This window comes from Methanocaldococcus lauensis (assembly GCF_902827225.1).
Lineage (GTDB): Archaea > AGJL01 > Methanococci > Methanococcales > Methanocaldococcaceae > Methanocaldococcus > Methanocaldococcus lauensis.
The window spans coordinates 523,149-538,468 of sequence record NZ_LR792632.1; the positions used below are offsets into that span (position 1 = coordinate 523,149).

General features: G+C 31.8%; 22 protein-coding genes, 6 tRNA genes and 1 pseudogene. 14 read left to right on the forward strand and 15 right to left on the reverse strand.

The window, feature by feature from the left end:
• Positions 1–31 precede the first annotated feature (31 nt).
• Positions 32–668 (forward strand): annotated as a pseudogene (locus tag KMP69_RS02920) (NAAT family transporter).
• Positions 669–672: 4 nt separating this feature from the next.
• Here KMP69_RS02920 and KMP69_RS02925 read toward each other — a convergent pair.
• From KMP69_RS02925 to radA, 4 genes are all read right to left on the reverse strand, one after another.
• Complete coding sequence (locus KMP69_RS02925) at positions 673–876, reverse strand: hypothetical protein (RefSeq protein ID WP_214400459.1); 204 nt, start codon at positions 874–876, stop codon at positions 673–675.
• Positions 877–884: 8 nt separating this feature from the next.
• Positions 885–1,202, reverse strand: coding sequence for a hypothetical protein (locus tag KMP69_RS02930; RefSeq protein ID WP_214400460.1), 318 nt, complete (start codon positions 1,200–1,202; stop codon positions 885–887).
• Positions 1,203–1,365: 163 nt separating this feature from the next.
• Positions 1,366–2,019, reverse strand: coding sequence for a metal-dependent hydrolase (locus tag KMP69_RS02935; protein ID WP_214400461.1), 654 nt, complete (start codon positions 2,017–2,019; stop codon positions 1,366–1,368).
• A gap of 543 nt (positions 2,020–2,562) precedes the next feature.
• Positions 2,563–3,525, reverse strand: coding sequence for a DNA repair and recombination protein RadA (radA, locus tag KMP69_RS02940; RefSeq protein ID WP_214400462.1), 963 nt, complete (start codon positions 3,523–3,525; stop codon positions 2,563–2,565).
• Between the two features lie 221 nt (positions 3,526–3,746).
• On the opposite strand from radA, the gene KMP69_RS02945 reads away from it, so the two are divergent.
• The 7 genes from KMP69_RS02945 to KMP69_RS02975 all read left to right on the forward strand — a co-directional run bounded on the left by KMP69_RS02945 (position 3,747) and on the right by KMP69_RS02975 (position 4,799).
• Positions 3,747–4,130: a CBS domain-containing protein gene (locus KMP69_RS02945; RefSeq protein ID WP_214400463.1), complete on the forward strand. Its 384-nt coding sequence runs from the start codon at positions 3,747–3,749 to the stop codon at positions 4,128–4,130.
• Positions 4,131–4,229: 99 nt separating this feature from the next.
• A tRNA-Phe gene (locus KMP69_RS02950) sits at positions 4,230–4,306 on the forward strand.
• Positions 4,307–4,314: 8 nt separating this feature from the next.
• A tRNA-Asn gene (locus KMP69_RS02955) sits at positions 4,315–4,390 on the forward strand.
• A gap of 33 nt (positions 4,391–4,423) precedes the next feature.
• Positions 4,424–4,498: transfer RNA gene (locus KMP69_RS02960), tRNA-Ile, on the forward strand.
• 8 nt (positions 4,499–4,506) lie between these two features.
• A tRNA-Glu gene (locus KMP69_RS02965) sits at positions 4,507–4,581 on the forward strand.
• 47 nt (positions 4,582–4,628) lie between these two features.
• Positions 4,629–4,716 (forward strand) — tRNA-Leu (locus KMP69_RS02970).
• A gap of 11 nt (positions 4,717–4,727) precedes the next feature.
• A tRNA-His gene (locus KMP69_RS02975) sits at positions 4,728–4,799 on the forward strand.
• A gap of 79 nt (positions 4,800–4,878) precedes the next feature.
• On the opposite strand, the gene KMP69_RS02980 is transcribed toward KMP69_RS02975, so the two are convergent.
• The 6 genes from KMP69_RS02980 to KMP69_RS03005 form a co-directional block, all read right to left on the reverse strand.
• The gene (locus KMP69_RS02980; RefSeq protein ID WP_214400464.1) at positions 4,879–5,853 is read right to left on the reverse strand and encodes a tyrosine-type recombinase/integrase; all 975 of its coding nucleotides are present in this window, start codon (positions 5,851–5,853) and stop codon (positions 4,879–4,881) included.
• Between the two features lie 33 nt (positions 5,854–5,886).
• On the reverse strand, positions 5,887–6,165 hold the full coding sequence (locus KMP69_RS02985) for a hypothetical protein (RefSeq protein WP_214400465.1): 279 nt from the start codon (positions 6,163–6,165) through the stop codon (positions 5,887–5,889).
• A gap of 70 nt (positions 6,166–6,235) precedes the next feature.
• The gene (locus KMP69_RS02990) at positions 6,236–6,430 is read right to left on the reverse strand and encodes a hypothetical protein (protein WP_214400466.1); all 195 of its coding nucleotides are present in this window, start codon (positions 6,428–6,430) and stop codon (positions 6,236–6,238) included.
• Positions 6,431–6,446: 16 nt separating this feature from the next.
• Positions 6,447–8,618: an ATP-binding protein gene (locus tag KMP69_RS02995; protein WP_214400467.1), complete on the reverse strand. Its 2,172-nt coding sequence runs from the start codon at positions 8,616–8,618 to the stop codon at positions 6,447–6,449.
• The gene (locus KMP69_RS03000) at positions 8,615–8,917 is read right to left on the reverse strand and encodes a hypothetical protein (protein WP_214400468.1); all 303 of its coding nucleotides are present in this window, start codon (positions 8,915–8,917) and stop codon (positions 8,615–8,617) included. Before KMP69_RS03000 ends, KMP69_RS02995 begins: the two co-directional genes overlap by 4 nt.
• Before the next feature lie 2 nt (positions 8,918–8,919).
• Complete coding sequence (locus KMP69_RS03005; protein WP_214400469.1) at positions 8,920–9,072, reverse strand: DUF2080 family transposase-associated protein; 153 nt, start codon at positions 9,070–9,072, stop codon at positions 8,920–8,922.
• Positions 9,073–9,247: 175 nt separating this feature from the next.
• On the opposite strand from KMP69_RS03005, the gene KMP69_RS03010 reads away from it, so the two are divergent.
• A complete protein-coding gene (locus KMP69_RS03010) occupies positions 9,248–9,613 on the forward strand; it encodes a winged helix-turn-helix transcriptional regulator (protein WP_250543623.1) in 366 nt (121 codons plus the stop codon).
• A 578-nt stretch (positions 9,614–10,191) separates the two neighbouring features.
• On the opposite strand, the gene KMP69_RS03015 is transcribed toward KMP69_RS03010, so the two are convergent.
• The 5 genes from KMP69_RS03015 to KMP69_RS03035 are packed head-to-tail and all read right to left on the reverse strand — an operon-like array spanning position 10,192 to position 12,472.
• Positions 10,192–10,521: a hypothetical protein gene (locus KMP69_RS03015; protein WP_214400471.1), complete on the reverse strand. Its 330-nt coding sequence runs from the start codon at positions 10,519–10,521 to the stop codon at positions 10,192–10,194.
• A gap of 8 nt (positions 10,522–10,529) precedes the next feature.
• The gene (locus KMP69_RS03020; protein ID WP_214400472.1) at positions 10,530–10,979 is read right to left on the reverse strand and encodes a hypothetical protein; all 450 of its coding nucleotides are present in this window, start codon (positions 10,977–10,979) and stop codon (positions 10,530–10,532) included.
• Between the two features lies 1 nt (position 10,980).
• Positions 10,981–11,580: a type IV secretory system conjugative DNA transfer family protein gene (locus KMP69_RS03025; protein WP_214400473.1), complete on the reverse strand. Its 600-nt coding sequence runs from the start codon at positions 11,578–11,580 to the stop codon at positions 10,981–10,983.
• Between the two features lie 6 nt (positions 11,581–11,586).
• The gene (locus tag KMP69_RS03030; protein ID WP_214400474.1) at positions 11,587–11,832 is read right to left on the reverse strand and encodes a hypothetical protein; all 246 of its coding nucleotides are present in this window, start codon (positions 11,830–11,832) and stop codon (positions 11,587–11,589) included.
• A gap of 1 nt (position 11,833) precedes the next feature.
• The gene (locus KMP69_RS03035) at positions 11,834–12,472 is read right to left on the reverse strand and encodes a hypothetical protein (protein ID WP_214400475.1); all 639 of its coding nucleotides are present in this window, start codon (positions 12,470–12,472) and stop codon (positions 11,834–11,836) included.
• A 226-nt stretch (positions 12,473–12,698) separates the two neighbouring features.
• Here KMP69_RS03035 and KMP69_RS03040 point away from each other — a divergent pair, with 226 nt between their 5' ends.
• The 5 genes from KMP69_RS03040 (at position 12,699) to KMP69_RS03055 (ending at position 15,261) form a co-directional block, all read left to right on the forward strand.
• Positions 12,699–12,914 (forward strand): hypothetical protein, encoded by a 216-nt coding sequence (locus KMP69_RS03040; protein ID WP_214400476.1) that lies wholly within the window; start codon positions 12,699–12,701, stop codon positions 12,912–12,914.
• Positions 12,915–13,068: 154 nt separating this feature from the next.
• Positions 13,069–13,191, forward strand: a complete 123-nt coding sequence (locus KMP69_RS08175) for a hypothetical protein (protein ID WP_256441011.1) — start codon at positions 13,069–13,071, stop codon at positions 13,189–13,191.
• Positions 13,192–13,201: 10 nt separating this feature from the next.
• Entirely contained in the window at positions 13,202–14,056 is an 855-nt protein-coding gene (locus tag KMP69_RS03045; RefSeq protein WP_214400477.1) for a hypothetical protein, read from the forward strand.
• 23 nt (positions 14,057–14,079) lie between these two features.
• Positions 14,080–14,310 carry a hypothetical protein gene (locus tag KMP69_RS03050; RefSeq protein ID WP_214400478.1) on the forward strand — a complete coding sequence of 77 codons (231 nt, stop codon included), beginning with the start codon at positions 14,080–14,082 and terminating at the stop codon, positions 14,308–14,310.
• A 9-nt stretch (positions 14,311–14,319) separates the two neighbouring features.
• Positions 14,320–15,261 carry a hypothetical protein gene (locus KMP69_RS03055; protein WP_250543624.1) on the forward strand — a complete coding sequence of 314 codons (942 nt, stop codon included), beginning with the start codon at positions 14,320–14,322 and terminating at the stop codon, positions 15,259–15,261.
• Positions 15,262–15,320: the final 59 nt, after the last annotated feature.

A 15,320-nucleotide genomic window follows, 5' to 3' on the forward strand; every position in this document is an offset into this window, starting at 1 on the left:
CCTTTTATTTTAAAATTTTCTGGTGGTGAGTATGGATTTATTTAATTTTTATATTTATGGATTGGTCTCTCTTTTTATTACAATAGACCCTATTGGCTTAATTCCAATATTCCATTCTATAACCTATCCTTATCCAAAGGAGCAAAGAGTAAAAATTGTTAAAAAGGCTATAATAACTTCAACAGTAGTTTTATTACTATTTGCATTATTTGGAAACTACATATTTAGTTACTTTGGAATTACAATAGATGCATTTAGAGTTGCGGGAGGAATATTGTTGTTTAAAATAGCGTGGGACATGCTTCACGCAGAAATGCCTAAAACAAAACACAAACCTGATGAAAAAATAGAATTAGAAGATATTGACAGCATAGTTTATGTCCCTTTGGCTATTCCTTTAATATCTGGCCCAGGGGGCTATAACGACAACTATGATATTAGTTAGTAAGGCACAGAGTATCTTAGATAAAATTATCGTTATTTTATCAATATTATCTGCTATGCTAATTTCTGGAATTATTTTGTCATTAACTGATTATATTATAAGAAGAGTCAATATTTATGGAATAAATGCATTTGTAAGGATTATGGGACTTTTATTAGTGGCTATATCTGTTCAGATAATATTTATTGGCGTGTTAGGTTTATATAAAAATTATATGCTATAAAATATTATTCTGTTGGATGGTTATTATTGATAAATCTCATACCACATCTTCTACCTCTTCCTCTACCTAACCCCCTCCCTCCAGAATCTATTCTATGAATATAAATACTTGGAGCGTTGCAATAAGGACAAAAGTCAGGTTTTGGAACACCATAAGGAACTTCTATAATATTATTACATTTAGCACAAATAAATCTTTTCATTTCCATTATATCCCTTATTTATTTTGATTTTCTAAATCTTTTAATCTTCTCTTTAGTTCTGCAATTTCTTCCTCTATTAATGCTTTTTCTTCTTCTAATTCTTTTAATCTGTCTAATAAGTAATTTCTGTCTGTAGTGGTAGTTACAGGTGTATCTTTGTATGGCATTCTATATAAATCCCACGCATGAACTATTCTTCCACTGTCATCAACATAAAATGCATGTGGTCCAAATCCACATCTGCATGGTCCTATGTATCTGTATCTTCCAACAGTTGCTGGGAAGTATCTCCAGAAGAATCTTCTTCCAAATCCTCTTCCGAATCCAAACATAGTTATCACCCTTTTTTATTTTCTAATATATCACATATGCGTAATAATATATAAAATTTTTGGTTTTATTTATATTTGTGACATAATTATAAACAACCAAAAATATAATTAAAAAATAAACAAAGAAAATATAACAAAAATAAAAGAGTTTTAAAGGAATAATTTATAAGTCAATTGGCTCTCCAATCATTGGAACTATAACCTCTACCCCCAAAGCCTCTGCCTTTTTAACAAACTCATTGACATCAACTTCAATTAATGGAAATGTGTTGTAATGCATTGGAATAACTATTTCAGGATATAGCAATTCAATAGCCACTAATGCCTCATCAATTCCCATTGTGTATCTTCCACCTATTGGAAGTAATGCAATTTTTGGAGCATATATTTCTCCAATTAGTTCCATATCACCAAATACTCCAGTATCTCCTGCGTGATATACCCTATCGTTTATAATGTAACCAGCAGCCACACCCCCGCTGATTGTTGGAGATATATCAGATGAATGCTCTGCCTTAACCATTGTTAATTTAGCCCCATTAATTTCAATAGTTCCTCCAATGTTCATTCCTTCAGCATTAACTCCTCTTTCACATAGATAAACACTAATTTCATGATTTGTTACTACTGGAACATTGTATGTCTTAGATAACTCTTCGGCCTTTCCTAAATGATCTGCATGTCCATGAGTAACTGCTATTACATCTACCCCTTCCATTATTACATCGTAAGGTAAGTTACACAATGGATTTGGAACAAATGGGTCTATTAAAACATTATCTACTTTAAAGCACGCGTGACCATACCATGTAATCATCTTTATCACCTCACTATATATTATACTTTAATATTACACTATTAAAATTTTATTGTGTGTTAAAAGGTTGGGTATAATAAATGGGCAGTTTCCTTAAATTAAATAGAACATAACAAAACAAATCTATACTTTTGTTTCTATAAAACACTATCCAAAAATTTAAATAAGGTTATATTATAACATGGCAGTCCCGATATGTGGGGGAAACTAAGCCTGAATGGGACTACTATTAAGCTGAAGATGTGGTTTCTTTTAAACCCCGATTTCCAGCCAATGAAGTTAGGAGGCTGGAAGGTTCTCTGCTACGATTTGTTCCATTTGTAGCGGAGAACCAGAACGGCAGTTATAATTTTTATTTCTTAGTATATACTTATATCCAAATCTTTCGGTAATGGAAATCTACAAATATAAATATTTGTATATAGAAAATTAAACAGTTCCAAACCGCTATTAGTAAGGTAGTAGAGGATATAAATGTAATTAAATGGTATTCTTCCGATTCTTTGAAAAGAAAAATAAAAAATAAACTAAAAAATCAAATTTTTAATCGTGAATTCCTTTTTCAGTTATTCTAAACATAGCTTCTGCGTCTGGTAGATGTGGAGAATCATATAGCTTAGCAACTCTTTTATCTCCTTTTGCTTTTCTTAAAAATATTCTAAATGTTGCTGCGTGTCCCACTATATGTCCTCCAATTGCTTGCTCTGAGGCTCCAAATATTGCATCAGGTCTGGCAGCTACTTGGTTAGTTACTATAACAACACAGTTGTATAAATCTGCCAATTTATTGAGCGTAGCCATATGCCTACCTAATTTTTGTTGTCTCTCTGCTAATTTACCTCTACCTGTATATTCAGTCCTAAATGTTGATGTTAATGAATCTACGATTACTAATTTTATATTGAGTCCATCTCTAATTAACTTTTCAACATTTTCTGCATAAAGCATTTGCATATCTGAGTTATAAGCCCTTGCGACTAAAATATTGTTTAAAACATCCTTTCCGTCTAATCCTAAGGCTTCTGCCATTTGGATAATTCTTTCAGGTCTAAATGTTCCTTCTGTGTCAATATAAACTGCCTTTGGTTCATTTAAAAACTCATCTCTTATTGAGTCATCTGCTAAAATTCTCTCAGGACATTGTAAATTAACACATGCTTGATGAGCTATCTGCGTTTTTCCAGAACCATACATTCCAGCAAATTCTGTAACTGACTGACTCTCTAAGCCTCCACCTAAAATTTCATCTAAATTTTTGCTTCCTGTAGATAATTTCCAAATATATTTTCTTTGATTTAAAATTTCACTTCCGCTTTTAAATCCTAAATTACATAGTTCTCTTGCGGCTTCTATAATTTTTACAGCTGCTTTCTCACTAATTCCATCAATTTCTGTAAGTTCTCCAATAGTTGCAGTTGCAATTTTCATAAAGTCAGTATAACCAGCTTCTTTTAACTTCTCTGCAGTTGATGGGCCTACACCAGGTAATTGAGTTAAATCGTCCATATTATCACCATTAGCATAAATTTATAATTGTCAATATTATGATATAAGATAAGTAATAGAGTGTTATTGTCAAAGGACTATATGAATGTTGTTATTAAGATATGTATTTTAATATTTAATTACTTGAAATAATTAATTATATTGAAAAATCTTTTATACTTAGTGATTGAAAATTTTTTAATTGAAAATTTAATGATAAAAGTAAAGTTACGGTGAGGTATATGATATCTAAATATTTGGTTAGAGATATTATGAAAAAGGGAGTTGTAGAAGTATCTTTAGATACAAAGTTATGTGATGTAATTAAAACTATGGCAAAATATGATATATCATCTGTTGTAGTTTCTGATGGGGAAAGGTTTTGGGGAATAATAACTGATACTGATATATTAAAGCATTATCATGAATTAGATAAAACAGCTGAAGAAATTATGTCTGTAAATCCAATAACAATTAGTCCTGAAGCTCCATTAGAAAAAGCAATTGATATTATGGTAGAGCATAATATTCACCATTTGTATGTTAAGTCACCTTGTGAAGAAAAAATAGTTGGAGTTTTAAGTTCAAAAGATATTATAAAGTTATTTTCTATGTTAATAGATTAATATTAATCTCACTTATTTATAATATTTATATATTTTACTATACTAAACCGAAAAGTTTATATATGTGAAGTATAATGGATAATAATGCAAACATTCGGTGCCGCGGTAGTTCAGCCTGGGAGAACGCTGGACTGAAGATCCAGTTGTCGGGTGTTCAAATCACCCCCGCGGCACCATTTTATGTGCCCCCATAGCTCAGTTGGTAGAGCGACGGACTGTTAATCCGTAGGTCGCAGGTTCGAGTCCTGCTGGGGGCGCCATTAATTTTTAATCAGTTTTTTTATTTTTTTATTGGGCCCGTAGCTCAGCCTGGTTAGAGCGCTCGGCTCATAACCGAGTGGTCAAGGGTTCAAATCCCTTCGGGCCCACTATATGTGCTCCGGTGGTGTAGTCCGGTCAATCATGCGGGCCTTTCGAGCCCGCGACCCGGGTTCAAATCCCGGCCGGAGCATTATTTATCCTATTTTAATACCAATCATTTATATAATGTATTAATGTGCAGGGGTCGCCAAGCCTGGCCAAAGGCGCTGGGCCTAGGACCCAGTCCCGTAGGGGTTCCAGGGTTCAAATCCCTGCCCCTGCACCATAGGTAGAGTGGCCGGGGTGGGGTAGTGGCCATCCTGGGGGACTGTGGATCCCCTGACCCGGGTTCAATTCCCGGTCCCGGCCCTTTTTTATTTTTTAACAATTTTAAGGATTATTTGGTCTTTTTTATATTTATTTTTTATCAAAAATTAGTCCCCTAACCTCACTTAGTCCCCTTGTCTAAGTCCTTCTGTATCTGTTTTAATAATTTCATTTTTCGACTATTAGAGTGTGCATAAACCATAGTTGTCTTTATATCCTTATGTCCAACATAATCTCCTACTATATCCACACCATAACCCTTATTTAGCAAATCTACAACCCTTCCATGTCGGAGTGAATGTAGTGTAATCCGTTTATTTTTTGGGATAATCCCCTTACCTACTAACTCATTTACAGTCCTATTGAACACCTTCCTAATCCAATAGTATCCAACCTTGCCACCATTTTTATTTTGGAATAAATAGTCCTCGCTCTTTTTTGATTTCATGTAATAATCCATATAATGTTTTAATGCCTTTAAGGTATCAATGGCACAGACAGTTAATCTCACCTCTCTACCTTTTGTGTCTCTAAATTTGAATATTCCCTTTTTAAAGTCGCAATCTTTGAGTTTTAAGTTTAATATTTCTCCAATTCTTGCTCCTGTGTCGTAGGTTAATCTTATTATCAACGCATCCCTTACCTTTGTTGCACTGTTGGACCGGAGTATATGTTTTATAATTTCATTTACTTCTTCTGGTGTAAGTTCGTCAAAATGTTCCACTTCCTTCCTTTTGAACTTTCCCAACTCTTTGCAGTATTCTTTGAACTTCTCATATTCATCTCTATTTGGTAGAAACAATATTCTATAAAACACAGATAGCAGTTTGTAATAATGGTCCTGAGTGCTAACACTAATTTTCCGTTCATCTTCCAAATACTTGAAGAACTTTATAAAGTCATCAAATTGTAGTTCATCTGGTTCCTTTTCCAAAGTGTTATAGCAGTAATTGAGGAACACTCTTAATCGTTGTATGTCCTGTCTCAAAGTGCTTTCCTTAATATTTGCAAATTTCCTAATTTCAGTGAATTTGTCTATCCATGGTTTTGTTTTATCCACCTCTTTGATTAGTAGGAGTTCCTCAATGTCTTCCATGCTCTCACAAATACCACTTCAAATTTAGGTAACTTATGGTAGCAAAGTATATCCTTCTGGAATCTTAGCAAAACCTCCCATTTGTTCTATTTTTTCCTCCAACTCCGCATAATATTCAGAAACAAATTCATCATCATCCATTACATCTAAAATTCCTATTCTACAATTATCGCAGAGATAAACTCCTGCAATTCCATAAACTTCTACTTGTTCATACTCGTCCTCAAATTCATCATATTCGTAATAAACATCCCTAACCACAATATCCCATCCTACAAACTTCATATCTCCGCCACACATTGGACATTTCATATTTACCCCCAAAAGAGTTAAACTGAAAACTCTACAAGGCCTATAACCCTAGCCCCGTCTTTGTCTTTTTTCAATGTGCATTCTTCCAAACTGTAAATTCTACACAAAACATGTCCCCAGATTTATAAACATCCCAAATATGAACACTATCTTCATCTTTTATATCAAGTTCATGCTTTCTCAATATCTCAAAGAATTTCTTCCAATTTTTTAATCTGAAACATTCAAAAAACTCTGAATATGTTAAATAAACAAAATATCTCATATTATCCCTCTATTAATTATAAAATCCGCCAATACCTAAATCTTGGACTGTATATTTCGCCCCGAATTGATAGAATTTCCAATATCCGCTCTACTTCCTCTTCCGATATTCCTTTCTCTTTTGCCCTTTCGTAAATTACATCTTCACTGACCATTTCTTTATCTTTACATTCTTCCTCGATTATCTTTAAAACTACTTCTGTTTTCTCTCTCTTTGTTTTAGGTATACCGTAGATTTTATCAATATCAAACCCATTTTCTGGGTCGTAGGATATTTGTTCCAAGCAGTAATGCATAAGCTCTATTGCCTCTTTTGCATCTTCGGCATCAACTTCATTCTTTAATTTTGCCTTTGCAATTGCCTCAGATAATCTTATTAATGACTCTGCTTGTCTAATTGTGATTGTTATAACTCCATCTTTTGACAATTCCCTCATTTTTAAGTAATAGTTTATTATTACCTCTTCTGCTTCCTCTGATATTGTTGGTTTGAAGTTTTCATCAACATAATAGAGATACTTTATTAACAGTTCATCGGTAAGTTCAACACCATTTATTACAAACTTCCTTTCAATTCCCTTTATTTTGTCATTTCCATTTTTTATTATGAATTTTAAAATTTCTCTGTCATTTTTCTTGTCTGGAATATCTCTCAATGGAAATATCAAATCAAATCTTGAAAGTGTTTCTGGTTTTATAGGAACCTGTTCCATAACTGATAGATTTGGGTCAAATCTTCCAAACTTTGGATTGCATGCCGCCAATGTTGCACATCTTGCAGGCAGTTCAATGTTGTTCTGAATCTTTGTAATTTTTACCTTCTGACTTTCCATTGCTTCATGGACATACGGGATTACTTCTTTGTTATGTGTGAATTCATCTAAACATACAGTCCCACCATCTGCTAATGCATAGATACCCGGTTTCACTACCCATGATTCTCCAAACTCTGTTTTTTCTTTCGTTACCCCACCTATCAATCCTGCTCCTGATGCTCCAGACATTGTAGCATATTGCACATTTGGAAGTTTCCTAAGTTGTTGCATTATTGATGATTTCCCAACTCCTGGGTCGGTTATTAAAAGAATGTTTATATTTCTTCTTTTGCCTTCTTTTTCAACTCCTTTAACCTGTTGTAGGAATATAGCTTTTTTAACTTCTTTTAGTCCTTTTATGTCCCTAAATAAAAAATCTGCTAATTTTTCAATTACATTTGGGTCTTTTGCTATTCTGTGTATTTTTTCAATGTCTTCCTCAGTTATTTCAATGTTTATTTTATCTAATACTTCATAACCAAAAGCATACAGATGTATATCTGCAACTGATGTTCCTTTTTTGTATTTTTCAATTGGCACGGCAGTTACTCTAAGTTTCCCAGAGTATATTGGTTCCATGTCCTCTACAAATAGGGATGCAGTATGTTGCTTTCCGTCTGTTGAAATCTCTAATTGTTGGACAATTAATTCTTGGAACTTTACTCTTTTTTTCGTGTCTATAGTCATTGGATTTGAACATTCTGGACAACTTACTTTCTTTTTCTCCACATCTTCCCATAAATCAAACTTTACTTTTCTTACTGCACCACAGTTAAAACATAAATATTCCGCTTCTATTGTTCTTGATTTATTCTTTGATGCCTGCACAATTAAGCATTCAAATTCTACGAGTTTTCCTATGTCATTTGCTCCTATTTCAGAAAGTTTCTTTTTTGAAAAAGTGTCTAAGATGTTTATATATACACATTCTGGTTCTTCTCCAAATAATTCTTCGTATGTTTCTTTATAGAGTTCTGTTAATAAGTCCCTTGCCTCAAATGGGTTATTTGTTATAATCTCTGCTATTTCTGCCAAATGTGGATAAAATGTTATAAACTCCTTAATTCGGAAAGTTTTATTATTGTGGTTTTTTGAGAGAATGTGTTTGAAATAATTCTTAATTTCTCCACTATGTAGTGATATGAATTCATTAATATCGGATGTTGTATCAATATCAATATCAAACTTATCTTGTATTGATAATATTTTTTTACCGTTAATTATTTCCTCTCTTATTTTTCCTGATTTCAATAATCTACTTTTTGCCATTGAAACTGAACTTTTTGGATAATGTTTTATCAACTCCGCATATATCTTGCTCCATTCATTTACACCATTTCGAATAAGTTCAAGTATTTCATCTGATATACTCATTCGTCATCCCCCACACATTCCATTTCTAAACTAAGAGGTTCATATTTTTCAACATCAAAACCCTTCTCAATGGCGTTTTTAATCGTGCAAATAACTAAATAAAAGTCACAAATCTTTTCTTCTGGAATTTCATCCAAATCTGAGGTTATATTAAAAATTCCTTTAACGGTTGGATTTTCTTCTTTAACGATTTCTCCAGCATATATTAAATTGTAGATGTGCCTATCTTTGTCTATCAACGATAAAGACAACAAAACTTTAGGATTTTGAATTTTTACTATGGTTTTTTCTTCTACCACACTCACCACCTAAAATTCTGTTTTTCAGTTTTTCTTTCTTTTTCATCCTCTTCATGGACAATTACCGTTACTCTCTTCCCAATATGCCTCTTGGGAACAATAACATGCCCAGTGTTCCCTACTGGTTTCACAGTCCTAACAAAAATCTCTGTCATAGTTTCACCAATAGTGATATTTTTACCACAAGGTATTTTGTGGATAACCATCTATATAAAGATTGTGGTGGTAATACCAATATTGAGTTAAAACTCATAGAAGATTAATATACCATTATTTTTTGAAATTGTAATAAAAAAAAGGATAGTTATGACAGATAAAAAATGGAAATTTTTGAAGACATTATCTAAAAAAAATAATTTTTTAGTATTGAACTTATTACGCAGTAAGGGAAAATTGCATTTTGCAAATATTAAAAGGATTTTAAAAATAGATGGAAGAACACTTACTGATGCACTAAATGAACTTATAGATTATGGATTAGTCAAAAAAGAGATAGAAGAACCAGAAAAAAGGACATCAAAAGTATATTATTCACTTACAGAGTTGGGAAAGAAGGCAGTAAAAATATATGATTATGCTGAGCAGTTGGAGAAGGAACTGGAAAGCAAACAGTCAATAGTCATCAATGGCAATGTTGGAGACAATAATGTTATTGCCAACAACATCGAAAATTCGAAAATCTATTTTAAAAAATAATCATCATTCCTATTACAATAGTGTTTTCTTATAAGAAAACATAAAATTATCCAATTAAAGTTAAATTAAATTTAGATGTATGCATTCACGTGAATGGTCATCTGTTCATTCACACAAAAGGAACAATTTCAGAAGAGTATAGACAAAAATAAAACCTAAAAATGCTTATTCACATATTCACGTGAAAATTTCATAGGGGTCATTTTTGGATATGCCATACAACAATTGTCGTATGTGATTACGACAATTTTCCCGACTGAACCAAAATTTACCCCCCTAAGTAAAAATTATGTGAATGAGTGAATAAGCAAGTATCATTGAGTATTGGATAAAATCTCTGTGAATATTCTTTATTCTGTGTAAGTGAATAAACACCCATTCACGTGAATGGGTGCATTTACATAATAAGGAAAACTTGAATGGTGTTGTGTGATATGGTCCTATGGGCCTAATGAGTTGAGTGTCCAAAAATTAGTAACCTTTGATTACCTTAAAAATCAAAATAGTAGTTAATTTAAAAAAAGAGTTCTAATAAATATTTTAAAACAACAATTACAATTGGAGGGATAACGATATATTTAACCAATAAGTGGAATGTTATCTCTTTTACTGCGATTTTCATTAATTTTTTCAATATCTCTTTTTTCTTCGTATCTCTTATCTTCAACACTGCTATTATCTTTAATAGCATGCTTAGTTTGATAATTTCGTAGGTAGTTTTGTGTATGCTTCTTTGCATCTTGGAGTATAAGAAAAAACTCATTAGGATATATTGAGAAGTATGCAATAACTAATGATAAGGTAATAAATGCCAATAGAAAAATCTGATTTATGACTAATAAAAAGAATGAATTTAATATAAATACAACGAACATATATAGGAAGATTTTCTTTTTTTCAGTTTCCATAGTTTCACCTAAATTGTAAATGTATTAGAGATGGAATTACCAGCTACATATTCAGTTCCACTAAACCACCAACCTAAAATAAATAGAAGTAAGACTATTCCAAAGAAAATTAGCATAACAATTATATTTTGTATAATCACTATTAATATCGCAGTAGTCCAATTAACTCTAAAGTAATCTTTTATAGTTTTAATGAACTTATAAAGTCCAACGATATACACTATAATAACAAAAGGCAAATAAAATGAAGTTAAAGAAAGAAATATGAGGATGAAAACACCTGGTATAAAAATAATTAAAATATAGAATATTGATATACCTAATGCCCAAATTAACGCAAATATCGCTTCAAGAAATGAAATATCTATTTCGAATATTCTACAACTTATTTTTAATCCAAATGCATTTATTATTATAATTATTATAAGACCTAATATCAATAAACCAATGTCTATCATATTACTCCACCAACTTTGCAGTTAGTCCATTTATATAGATATAGGCGTGGTCATTTTTAGACATTTTTAATTTCTCTGTTAATTCTTTATTTATTTTTCTGTATCTATCCCAATCTACATCTTCGGCACATTTGAATAATACTTTTATTTGACAATTCCCCGTAATTGTTTTATCTATTAATGCTATTCTTTGAGTGATTACAACGAGTTTTAACCCTCTTTTTCTACCTCTTGTTATCAACTCCAACAACCCTGGTAATAATCTATGTTGCTCACCACCACAAAATCTTGCCTCATCAATGGCAATGATGCAACCCCTAACATTATCGAATATTTTTTGGTATAGTTTATCCAACTGGTCTAAGTAATTGCTATCACGAAGATTGGGAACATACCTTACAGCAGTTTTAGTTTTCAAATCCTTCAATATACTTTTGAGATTAGTTTTTGGAATTCTATCGTATTCATTTTCTGGGTCAATTATAACCACTCTTATCCCTTTCTTAAGTGCAGGATTTAAGATATTTCTTTTAAAGTATTCAGATTTTCCCGTTCCAGATGCTCCTGTTATTAATACATGCTTAATATTTGCTCCTGTCATATCCCCTCACTCTTCTATTTTTTCGAGAATATCCTTAAACTTCTCTTTTTTCACATAAGATATGACTGTAATATACTCTGATTTTTCAATTGCATCTAAAAAGAAATCAAACAATTTAGCATTTGTGAATCCTAACACAGTTTTAGCTAATTTTATGATGTCTTTATTTTCCTCAATCTCCTTTTTAATATCCAATTCAATGGTTTTTAATTCTTTTTTAGTTTCAATGTCAATAATTTTTATCTTCATCATATTACCACACCTCCGAATATGCCCCGTTTGTTGTTATTTTAGATTCATTAACTTCAATCTTATTTGTTTTATTTACTTCATTATTGTTTTTTTGCGATTTTTTTTCGATTTTTGTCTCCTTTTTCTCACTTTTTCCTTTTTTCTCCATATCGTTTAATATGCCCTCAAATTCTAATGTTAAAATAACCAATTGAATGACAAAACTAATGTCATTAAATTTTTGAAGTTTTTTATACAGTTCTACATTTCTTGCGATAGATTTTTCCATATTTATACAGATTTTTTTAATCAACTCTTTTCTTTCATTCACGAAATCCATTACAACCTTTTGCTTGTTCTCTATCCCCTTGTGTCTCATTGCCATAATGAAAAGCATAACTAAAATTAAACTCTCCAATAAGTCCATTATCTTTGTAGTTTCTTCTGTAATCTCTTTTTCAGATGTCTCAGAAGATTCATCTTTTTTTTCATTTTCATTAAGGATTTCAAAATTCTTTAAATCCTCTTCAATTATTGATTTTTCTATATCCTCTACATTTGATTGATTTTCTTCGTTAATTTCTTCTTTATTTTCAGTATTATCTTCATTTTTAGTAAAATCATTTGCATTAGGAGAACTATTTTCAACTATTTCAATCATACTTACCACATTGGACAGCTTTTACATAAAATCAATATCAATCCAAAACTATTTGATGTTAATCATTTTCAGACCTCTCAGAAATTTTAGAAAATTACTGAATTTCCAAAAATTTCTGATATGTTCGAAAATTTAACAATTTCATAAAAAAATAACCGTTAAAAAGTGAAAAATCGATGTATTAATATGTAAATCTCTAATTTATTAAAAGTCAGGGGTGTATAATATGGCAGATGCGGTTGTAGGAATTGATGTTGGAGTATTGCTCTTTTTATTGTTGTTAGGAGGTAGTATTTTGGGATTTGTAGCATATTCAAAATTTAATCAATACCTGTTTGGCAAGCATATTAAGAATGAGATAAGAGGAGAATTATTAGATAAAGAACAAACAAAAGAAATCAGAAGATTAGAAAGAGAAATTGATAAAATTCAAACAAAGTAATCAAGAATTAAGAGAAAGAATTGCATATCTCGAAGGAGTTATTGAAATGCTTAAAACGAAATAATCCTACATATTTACAACTCCTTCATAGATAACTTCATTCATATTTAAACACCTTTTTTGGTATTTTTTATCATTCTTTTAGGGTGGAAATATGAAAGTTATGGGAGTAGATGTAAAAAAAGCGGTTGTTTCAGCGGTTATATTTTTTGCAGTATTTGTTGCATTGAGTGCAGTAATCAAGGCAGTGCTTCCAGGAGACCAAGATTTAATGTAATGGTGATATAATGGTTGGAGTTATAGAAAAAATACTCAGTTCAACAATAAAAACAGTTGATGCGAAAGAAAAAATCCAAATTGGTTTAAAAGAGAGTTATATTTACAATGCATTTTACTTTAATGTAGATTTTGATGATAGCGAGAATATCACTGCAGATGTTTTAAATAGTGTAGATGTTGGCATATACGCAGGGACAAAGGACAAATCATTTTTCTTAGGGACATTACTCGATATTGCTATACTCTCCTATGTCCAAAATGGTAGGAATATAATTGATGTTGCTAACAAGAAAATCAAATCCTTATTAACTTATGATTATGACAACGATACCGTAAATACTGCAATATTCCCATATTTATTGCCAGATTGCACAATTGAAATAAATAACAAATTAAATGACCAGATTGGTGTAAAAATAGGATATTTAGGGTTTGATACGACTGACTATATTCAATACATAAAGGCACAGTATGGAGGAAAATTAACAGAGGAGCAAATAAAGGCACAATTGAACGCATCAATAAATAAAAGGATATTCACAGGGAGAGGAGAAACACTTACAGCATCAGAGCAGACATTCACAGTATCAAAAGCATCTGGTTGGTATGATAGAATTATCGTCTATACAATAAATGGAAATATCAATGAGTTAGAACTGCAAGCATTACAAACAGTTGTTGAGAAGAATGATATGGAAACATTATCTGATATAGCATTTTTAAGAAACGATAGGGACCCTACTAAACTTATTGCTAAGCAAATAGCAATAATTGAAAACATTCCCGCAAATTACAATTTGAATTTAACTGTTAGTGGAGATAGCGGAACTAAATTTAGGATATTGACAGAGAGAGTAGTTTAAATTAACTTTTTTAAGGGATTATTATGATTTTTCCCAGGAGAATTATTAGCAATACAAGAGAGTTTATTATCAAAAATCCAAGAACTGCTACAGCAGTAGCAGGTATTGGTGGTTTTGGAATTGGATGGATTGGTGCAAACACTAAGAGGGATATTGAAGATACCTTACAACCTAATAAAAAGAAATCATTATCGAGTTTAATTTTAGTTTTAATTCTGATTTTGGGGATTATTTACTTCCTAAAAAAACAGTGAAGGGGTAATATGATATTAAGTATGTTGAGAAGATTACCCAAACCAAAATTCAGACCAAGACCGCACATTATAAGACCGCCGAGACCTAAACTTCCACATATTCTCCATATTCCCCATCCAAAGATAACAATAAGACCGCATATAAGACCACATATTGTAAGACCACCCATAAGAACTCCTAAAATACACTTTCCTAAACCAATAGTAAGGAAAATTCCTCGTCCTCATATTATTAATATCAGACGACCTAAATTTCCAACAATACACGAAATAAGAAGTCCTGAAATTCATATCCCTAAACCTAAAATCCCAAGAATTAAGGAGATAAAGATACCTAAACCAAATATCAAACTAAGAAGAAATAATATTTTAAAAAATGAACCCAAAACTTCCGTCTGGGATAAAGCAAATGCTATAATTGGTGGTCTCGGAGTTGCTACAACAGCGGCAGAATTGTATATGATGTCAAAGTGGATGAACTCTGGAAATACTAATAATTATGGCGGTTCTCCAGAGGATTACTTAGGTTATGATATGGGTAGTGACTATGGAGACTATGGTTATGGAGATATGGGATATGGTGGAGGAGAGTATGGAGATGTGGGTTATGATGGCGGATATAGTGATATAGGGTATGGAAGTGGAGGAGGTTATCTTGATAGTTTGGGAGACACTTTAGGTAGTGCGGCATCTGACTATCTTCCAGACAGTATGTTAGATCCCTCCGAAGATATAGAAGATGGAACACTTACTCCAACTGATGACGGTGGTTATGTAGATGATAATGGAAATTACTATGTTCCAGATCCTGAAACAGGAGAACTTATAAATCCAGAGACAGGAGAGCCATACATTCCTAAAAAAACTAAATATGCACTTATTGGTATTTTATTAATTTTACTATTGGCAGTTGGATTATGGATATACAAGAAGAAAAAGAAAAAGGGATAACATGTATGTTCTAACAGGATATATTGAAGAAGAGCAACAACCTATGCTGTTAATGAAAA

Excerpts from the sequence above, each read along its gene's own strand:
- KMP69_RS03045 (WP_214400477.1), top strand. The coding sequence starts at position 13,202 with ATGGTTGGAGTTATAGAAAAAATACTCAGTTCAACAATAAAAACAGTT.
- KMP69_RS08175 (WP_256441011.1), top strand. The coding sequence starts at position 13,069 with ATGAAAGTTATGGGAGTAGATGTAAAAAAAGCGGTTGTTTCAGCGGTT.
- KMP69_RS02980 (WP_214400464.1), bottom strand. The coding sequence starts at position 5,853 with ATGGAAGACATTGAGGAACTCCTACTAATCAAAGAGGTGGATAAAACA.
- KMP69_RS02935 (WP_214400461.1), bottom strand. The coding sequence starts at position 2,019 with ATGATTACATGGTATGGTCACGCGTGCTTTAAAGTAGATAATGTTTTA.
- KMP69_RS03055 (WP_250543624.1), top strand. The coding sequence starts at position 14,320 with ATGATATTAAGTATGTTGAGAAGATTACCCAAACCAAAATTCAGACCA.
- KMP69_RS02930 (WP_214400460.1), bottom strand. The coding sequence starts at position 1,202 with ATGTTTGGATTCGGAAGAGGATTTGGAAGAAGATTCTTCTGGAGATAC.
- KMP69_RS03050 (WP_214400478.1), top strand. The coding sequence starts at position 14,080 with ATGATTTTTCCCAGGAGAATTATTAGCAATACAAGAGAGTTTATTATC.
- KMP69_RS03015 (WP_214400471.1), bottom strand. The coding sequence starts at position 10,521 with ATGGAAACTGAAAAAAAGAAAATCTTCCTATATATGTTCGTTGTATTT.
- KMP69_RS02925 (WP_214400459.1), bottom strand. The coding sequence starts at position 876 with ATGGAAATGAAAAGATTTATTTGTGCTAAATGTAATAATATTATAGAA.
- KMP69_RS02985 (WP_214400465.1), bottom strand. The coding sequence starts at position 6,165 with ATGAAATGTCCAATGTGTGGCGGAGATATGAAGTTTGTAGGATGGGAT.
- KMP69_RS03040 (WP_214400476.1), top strand. The coding sequence starts at position 12,699 with ATGGCAGATGCGGTTGTAGGAATTGATGTTGGAGTATTGCTCTTTTTA.
- KMP69_RS03030 (WP_214400474.1), bottom strand. The coding sequence starts at position 11,832 with ATGATGAAGATAAAAATTATTGACATTGAAACTAAAAAAGAATTAAAA.
- KMP69_RS03020 (WP_214400472.1), bottom strand. The coding sequence starts at position 10,979 with ATGATAGACATTGGTTTATTGATATTAGGTCTTATAATAATTATAATA.
- KMP69_RS02995 (WP_214400467.1), bottom strand. The coding sequence starts at position 8,618 with ATGAGTATATCAGATGAAATACTTGAACTTATTCGAAATGGTGTAAAT.
- KMP69_RS03025 (WP_214400473.1), bottom strand. The coding sequence starts at position 11,580 with ATGACAGGAGCAAATATTAAGCATGTATTAATAACAGGAGCATCTGGA.
- radA (WP_214400462.1), bottom strand. The coding sequence starts at position 3,525 with ATGGACGATTTAACTCAATTACCTGGTGTAGGCCCATCAACTGCAGAG.
- KMP69_RS02945 (WP_214400463.1), top strand. The coding sequence starts at position 3,747 with ATGATATCTAAATATTTGGTTAGAGATATTATGAAAAAGGGAGTTGTA.
- KMP69_RS02990 (WP_214400466.1), bottom strand. The coding sequence starts at position 6,430 with ATGAGATATTTTGTTTATTTAACATATTCAGAGTTTTTTGAATGTTTC.
- KMP69_RS03035 (WP_214400475.1), bottom strand. The coding sequence starts at position 12,472 with ATGATTGAAATAGTTGAAAATAGTTCTCCTAATGCAAATGATTTTACT.
- KMP69_RS03005 (WP_214400469.1), bottom strand. The coding sequence starts at position 9,072 with ATGACAGAGATTTTTGTTAGGACTGTGAAACCAGTAGGGAACACTGGG.